The sequence below is a fragment of the Sandarakinorhabdus sp. genome, assembly GCF_032115815.1.
In the GTDB taxonomy this organism is placed as follows: domain Bacteria; phylum Pseudomonadota; class Alphaproteobacteria; order Sphingomonadales; family Sphingomonadaceae; genus Sandarakinorhabdus.
Window position 1 is genome coordinate 1 of the sequence record NZ_JAUMBI010000037.1, and the last position, 6,572, is coordinate 6,572.

The 6,572-nt window shown below is 64.9% G+C and carries 6 protein-coding genes; 2 read left to right on the forward strand and 4 right to left on the reverse strand.

The window, feature by feature from the left end; translation table 11 throughout:
- Together RT662_RS01985 and RT662_RS01990 are read left to right on the forward strand one after the other, a co-directional pair.
- Positions 1-122 (forward strand): PEPxxWA-CTERM sorting domain-containing protein (locus RT662_RS01985; protein WP_313668723.1); only part of this gene is annotated, 122 nt, incomplete at its 5' end.
- A 35-nt stretch (positions 123-157) separates the two neighbouring features.
- Complete coding sequence (locus tag RT662_RS01990) at positions 158-1,369, forward strand: hypothetical protein (protein ID WP_313668713.1); 1,212 nt, start codon at positions 158-160, stop codon at positions 1,367-1,369.
- Between the two features lie 12 nt (positions 1,370-1,381).
- Here the strand turns inward: RT662_RS01990 and RT662_RS01995 are convergent, their stop codons facing one another.
- The 4 genes from RT662_RS01995 to RT662_RS02010 all read right to left on the reverse strand — a co-directional run.
- A complete protein-coding gene (locus RT662_RS01995) occupies positions 1,382-2,317 on the reverse strand; it encodes a right-handed parallel beta-helix repeat-containing protein (protein WP_313668715.1) in 936 nt (311 codons plus the stop codon).
- A gap of 199 nt (positions 2,318-2,516) precedes the next feature.
- Positions 2,517-3,305, reverse strand: coding sequence for an FkbM family methyltransferase (locus RT662_RS02000; RefSeq protein ID WP_313668717.1), 789 nt, complete (start codon positions 3,303-3,305; stop codon positions 2,517-2,519).
- A 105-nt stretch (positions 3,306-3,410) separates the two neighbouring features.
- On the reverse strand, positions 3,411-5,072 hold the full coding sequence (locus RT662_RS02005) for a DEAD/DEAH box helicase (RefSeq protein WP_313668719.1): 1,662 nt from the start codon (positions 5,070-5,072) through the stop codon (positions 3,411-3,413).
- Between the two features lie 166 nt (positions 5,073-5,238).
- On the reverse strand, positions 5,239-6,572 hold a 1,334-nt coding region (locus RT662_RS02010; RefSeq protein ID WP_313668721.1), incomplete at its 5' end, for a TonB-dependent receptor domain-containing protein.

Genomic DNA, 6,572 nt, shown 5'->3' on the forward strand with positions numbered 1-6,572 from the left:
ATGGTGATGGGGCCGCCGTCGTTCCGGAACCGGGCACGTGGCTGATGCTGGTTGCCGGCTTCGGCATTGTCGGCGTCGTGCAGCGCCGCTCGGCCCGTCGCGACAAGGCCGTCGCAGCCTGACGCCGCCGGGGCCCGACCACCATCCATCCCGCTGGATGACAAGTCGCCGCCAGCTGCTTGTTGGTTCCGGCGGGTTGGTGGTGGCCGGGCTCGGCGCCCGCGCCTGGCAGCAGGGCCTGCTGGGCGGCGATAACCCCGCACTGCATGCGTGGGAGGAATGGGCCAGCCAGCGCCAGGCCGGGCCGTTGAAGCTGGTGGGGGCCGGCGTGCTGGCGTCCAGCCCGCACAACACACAGCCCTGGTCGTTCGCTGTTGGCCGCTTCGGCGTCGACATCTTTGAAGTCCCGGGCCGCAATCTTGGCACGATGGACCCGTTTGGGCGGGAGCGGCTGGCCGGGCTGGGCGGGGCCATCCACAACATGGCGCTGGCCTCCACCGCGCTGGGACGGGCGGCAAAGGTCAAGCTGTTGCCCGACGCGCAGAACCCTGGCCATGTTGCCCGTGTCTTCCTCGGCCCTGATGGTAGCGGACCGCCCCCGCACCCGCTGCTGCCCTTCATCGCGCGGCGCCACACCCATCGCGGTGTCTGGCGCGGCGGGCCGGTGGCCGAAGCGAAGCTGGCCGATGTGCTGACCTTCCCCGCCTTTCCGGGCATCAAGGTCGCGCTGTTTGCCGCCACCAGCCCGCTGGGCAAGCGTTTTGCCGCGCTGACCGATGATGCCACCGTGGCCATCACCAGCGACGCCGCCATGATGGCCGACAGCCACCGCTGGTTCCGCCACGAACGCAGTGACGCCGAGCGGTTGATGGACGGGCTGACGCTGGCCACTTCCGGCGTGTCGCCATGGCTGACGGCGGCCGGTGCGATGCTGCCGGCGCAATCGGCGGCCGATGAAGGCAAATATTGGCTTGCCGCCACGCGCGACACCCACCTGCCCACCGCCTCGCTGTTTGGCCTGATCCTTGCCGCCCAGCCGCATGACCGCCGTTCCGCCCTGCTGGTTGGCAGCGCCTGGCAGCGGCTGCATCTGAATGCCACGGCTGCCGGTCTGGTTGCCCAACCGCTCAACCAGTTGCCTGAAATGATTGACCGCGAAGCCCAGTTGCTCGCCCCCCCGCGCTTCGCCCTCGCCGCCGATGCCCTGCTCGACGATCCGGCCTGGCGGCCCAGCTTCGCCTTTCGCCTGGGCGTGGCCGATGCCCCGGCCGGCCCGGCGCTGCGCCGCCCGGTGAGCGCCGTTCTCGGCCCTCCTGCCCGAATGGCCTGGGAAGTGGAGCAGTGGCAGGAAGCGGGCGGGGCCTACTAGGATCGCAAGGATTTACCGCGCGTTCTTGAACCTGCCTGGGGCAAAAGAGCGTGTGTCAAACCGGCTGCCAACCTGGCCGGCAATGGGCGGCACAATATCTGACCAGATCCGGTCCGGCAGCGACTTGACCCCGTCGCGCATGACATTGCGCGCCGTCATGTTGCTGGGATGTTCGAAGCCCTTCAATTTGCCGATGCCGAACTTGGTTCCCGGATGACTGGCGAGCACGTTGTCGGTGGCGACGCTTTCAACACAGGCGCCACAGGTGATGGTATGGCTGTAGGTGACCGGCAGATAGTTGCCATGGAAGAACAGCCGCCGCCCGCTGCCTGTCTTGGGATCGCTGGACAATATGCCTTGCATTTCGCCGATGGCAGCATTGTTGATCACGTAGATATCCGATTGCAGCGGCTGGTCCTTGATGCTCCACAGCTGGATGCAATCGGGGTGCGCCGGCGGGACCTTGGCAAATTCGTGGCACAGGTTGGCGGCAACGATCCCATTGGTGTTGCCAACGATGTTGATGCCGTCAGATGAGCTGCCGGTGATTTCGTTGCGGACCACCAGAAGGTTGGTCGAGGCGCGGATTCCAATCCCCAGCATGTGGCCATGCAATCGATTGTCGCGCACGGTGACCCGTGCGGAATTCGATTGAATGGAAATGCCGCCGCCCTTCAGATTGCCGTTGCCCACGATAGTGGCGTTGGAAATACTGAAATCGCTGACCGTGTCAGCACGGATGACGTGCAGCAACTTGGTGTCGACATCGGTCCGGCCCCAGGTGCCGCCCTTGATGTGCAGTCCACTGACATTGCGGATCAATGCGCCTTCGATGAAGGTTGCCGAGCTCGCATCCAGCGTGACGCCGCGATAATCCTGGTCTTTCAGCAGCAACGGCTCATCGCAGGTGATCTTCCCCGTGGCGACCGTGCTGCCTGGTGAAGCCATGGCCAACAGCATCGGGATCAAGGCGCAAGCAGGCATCAGACAATCCTTCCATTGCTCCCGCAATTCCCCACGGGTCGAGACCGTGCCATGTTAGTGCTGATGATGCCCAGCCCAAACAGCCCGTAAAGACCGCGATGGGCCGAGTTGTGCAGAAGCGTGGACGGGATTGAAGTGCCCGCCCGCCAGCAGCCCGTAATATTCAGGCGCGAACGAACACTTCGTTGTAATGCCGGCGCGTCGGGTCGTTCACGCTCGGCGTCAGCCCCTTTTCCGCCAGCCGGGCGAACAATGTCTCCCGGGTGGTACCATGCTGTGCCAGATTATCGGGATCGACCTCGACGATCAACTTGGCGACCTTGGTTTCGCCGAGCAGCGGCATCAACGCTTCGATGACCTGGTTTTCATGGCCTTCCACGTCGATCTTGATGGTGATGCGGCGGCCGGCAGCGACGTTGAGGATGAGATCGGCGACCTGGGCGCTGCCCAGCACCATGATGGCGCTGCTGCCGCTTTCGCTGATGTGGGCGATGCCGCTGTGGCCGGCCGGGCCGGGATCGAAGGCAACGCGCGCCGTGGTGTTGGACACGCCGGCGCACACGGTAACGACATTGGTGCAAGCGTTGGCGGCAAGGTTGCCGGCCAGATCGGCAAAGGTTTTCTGGTTGGGTTCAAAGGCGATCACGCGGCCCTCGGGCCCGAGGTGGCGGCTGGCAACCATGGTGAACAGGCCAAGGTTGGCGCCGATATCGATGAAGCATTCGCCTGGTGGCATCGCCATGATCTGGGCGTGGACGTCGCGATAATCTTCGGCCAGCGTGCCGAGCAGGGCAAAGCGGTTTGTGGCATCGTGGCTGCGCACCGTCATCTGCGGGCCATAGACGGAAGGCAGGCGGCGCCCGTCAGCCAGTCGCAGCAGCGCGCGGATCACCCTACCTTTGCCGGGATGGCGCGGGGCCTTCACATAATTGGCAAACCATTCACCCGACACGCACGCACCCCAAAAGCCAGCGCCGGCACGTTATCAGCCGGCAGGGCAGAAGCAAGCGTCAGGCGTCGGAAAGGTTATTGTTGTGAAGTTTGGGCGTTGTGAAGGTTAGGCCGGGGTACGGATCGGCCGGGACAGGAAATCCGGCACGCCTTCCGGGCCGAAGCCGGTAAAGCGTTCGCCATCATCGTCGCCATTGCGGCGCGGCGGCGGGGCGAGCGCGATGGCGCGATAGCTGGCGAGCGGATCGCCGGCAGCGGCCTGGCGAACAGCGCGGGGCTTTTCACCGAGGGCGGTGCGCTCGGCGCGGGGCGGACGGGCCTCGCGCGGGGGGCGGGCTTCGCGGGGTGCGCGGGCTTCGCTGGGTGCCCGTGCTTCGGCGGCTGGGCGGGCGTCGCGCGGCGGCCTTGCTTCACGCGGCGCGCGCTCGTCCCGGCGGCGGCGATCCGATCGTGGCGCCGCTTCTGCGTCTGACGCAGCGGCAGGCACGGCCGTCGGCATGGCCGCCGGCGCGGCAGTTACTGGGGCCACATCTTCAGTCCGTTCGCGGCGCGGCTTGCGAGCGCGGCGGCGATCACCGCTGCGCTCTTCGGCGGGCGCTTCGGTGGTGTCGGCGGCTTCGGCCGGTGCCGGCATGGCCGCCTGCACAGTGGCGGCATCACCCTTCCAGCGGGGGATCTTCTGCCGGGTCAGCTTCTCGATATTGGCGAGATTTTCGGCGTCTTCCGGCGTCGCAAAGCTGATGGCGATGCCGGTGCGGCCCGCGCGGCCGGTGCGGCCGATGCGGTGGACATAATCATCCGGGTGCCATGGCATGTCGAAATTGATCACGTGCGACACGCCCGGCACGTCGAGGCCACGTGCGGCAACGTCGGAAGCGACCAGGATGGTGATGTCACCCTGCTTAAAGCGATCAAGCTCGCGGATGCGGTCGCTCTGCTCCATGTCGCCGTGGATCTGGCCCACCGGCAGACGCGCGCGCTTGAGCACATCAGCCAGATCGCGCACCATGGTCTTCTTGTTGCAGAAGATGATGGCGGTCTTCACCTCGTCCTGCTTCAGGATGGAGCGCACCAGGTCCTTCTTGTCGCGATTGCTGGTTTCAACAATCCACTGGGTGATGTTGGTGTTGGTGCTCGCCGCCCGCGCCACCTCGATGCTCTTCGGGCTTTCCATGAACTGGTCCGCCAGCTTCTTGATCGGTGGCGGCATGGTGGCCGAAAACAGCAGGGTCTGCCGGCCCTTGGGCAGCTTGGAACAGATGGTTTCGATATCAGGGATGAAACCCATGTCGAGCATGCGATCGGCTTCGTCGATGACCAGCATGGCGCAGCCCGACATCAATATCTTGCCGCGGTTCATCAGGTCCATCAGGCGGCCGGGCGTCGCGATCAGCACGTCCACGCCCTTTTCCAGAGCGGCAAGCTGATCGCCCATCGAAACGCCGCCAATCAGCAGCGCCATCGTCAGCTTGTGGTTCTTGCCATACTTGTCAAAATTCTCGGCAACCTGCTGGGCCAGTTCGCGGGTTGGCTCCAGGATCAGGCTGCGCGGCATCAGGGCGCGGCTGCGGCCTTCGGCCAGAATGTCGATCATCGGCAGCACGAAGCTGGCGGTCTTGCCGGTGCCGGTCTGGGCGATGGCGATGATATCCTTGCCCATCAGCACCGACGGGATCGCCTGGCGCTGGATCGGCGTGGGCGTGTCATAGCCGCTGTCTGCAACGGCGCGCAGCAGGGCATCGGAAAGGCCCAGGTCGGAAAAGCTCATCGTGTTCCTGTGAATGGGGGCGGTGTGCCGCCCGGATTTATTCAGGGGTGCCATGCGGGGCAGGGCGGCAAAAGTCAATGGCCGTACCCGGTTTCTCCTTTGGCCCAAAACCAAACGGGGCGGCTGTTGCCAGCCGCCCCGCGGGGTTCAACCGTTGCCGGTCAGATCAGAAGCGGAAGCCCGCGGCCACACCGTAACGCCGGGGTTCCAGCGTGAAGATGTTGGTGAAGAGGCCCGACGACTGGTCGGTGACATACAGGCCGGTGACGGCGCTGTTGTTGGTCAGGTTCTGCACGAAGCCGCGGACATACCATTTGTCATCCGGACCGTTGAACTGCACCTGGGCGTTGATCACGGTGAAGCTCGGCACGCGGTTGATGGCACCGTTGAAGATGTTGCCAAAGCTTTCGCCGGTGTGAGCCAGATCGACGCGCGGGATGAGGTTCATGCTGTCGCCGATCGGGAAGGTGTACTGCGCACCCGCCGAGAACTTGTAGGTCGGCGCCTGCGGCAGCTGGTTGCCACGCAGGTTGGTCAGCACGCCTTCCGGCAGCATCTGCACACCGCCGAAGGCCGCACCCACGGTGGGTGCCAGCGCCTGCAGCACGCCGCAGAACGAGAAGGCGCCGGTGGCACCGTTCAGGCCGCTGTCGACCGGGAAGGCCGACGGTGCGCGCAGGCCGGCACCAGCCTGCAGGCCCGGAATGCCGCCAGCGTTGATGATCGCGTTGGCTTGGCCCACGAAGCCGTTGGCACCAGCGGCGTTGCCGGCCGTGGTCGGAACCACGGCGCAGTTGGAGCCGTTGGAAATGTCCTTGATGATCACGGCATCGCTGCGGCCGCCCGACGGATCGCGCGGGTTGGCGAGGAACTTGTCGCTGGCCACCTTGGTGTACAGGTACGACGCGTTCAGGTTGATCAGCAGGTTGCGGGTTGGCGACAGGATGAATTCGCCTTCCAGGCCGTAGACATTGGCATCAACGTTGTCGTTCACCGAGGTGCGAGCGGTGATACGGCTCAGCTGCAGGCCCTTGTACTTGTAGTAGAAAGCGGTGACGTTGGCGCGCAGCTTGCCATCAAGGAAGCTGTTCTTCGAACCGATTTCAAACGCGTCCACGAATTCCGGGGTGAACGTGTCCGGCACTGCGAAGATCGGCTGCAGCGGCGGGTTGATGCCGCCCGATTTGTAGCCGCGCGAGTAGGATGCATAGATCAGGCTGTCTTCGTTGATCTTCCAGTCGAGCACGACACGGCCGGTCACTTCGGAGAAGCTCACGTCGCGCACCGAGAAGGGCTGGATGCCGGCGCGGTTGGGATCGCCGTCGAAGTTGCGGGCGGCCGGCGCGTTGAAGGCGTTGCCGGTGGTGCCGAACGGCACGAAGAAGCTGGCCAGCGTCGAACGGGCGCTGACATTCTTCTCGTCGTTGTTGTACCGCACGCCGGCGGTCAGCTTCAGATTGTCGGTGAAGTTCAAATAGGCTTCACCGAACAGGCCGTAGC

Coding starts and splice junctions, on each gene's coding strand:
- RT662_RS01995 (WP_313668715.1), bottom strand. CDS start 2,317: ATGGCTTCACCAGGCAGCACGGTCGCCACGGGGAAGATCACCTGCGAT.
- RT662_RS02005 (WP_313668719.1), bottom strand. CDS start 5,072: ATGAGCTTTTCCGACCTGGGCCTTTCCGATGCCCTGCTGCGCGCCGTT.
- RT662_RS01990 (WP_313668713.1), top strand. CDS start 158: ATGACAAGTCGCCGCCAGCTGCTTGTTGGTTCCGGCGGGTTGGTGGTG.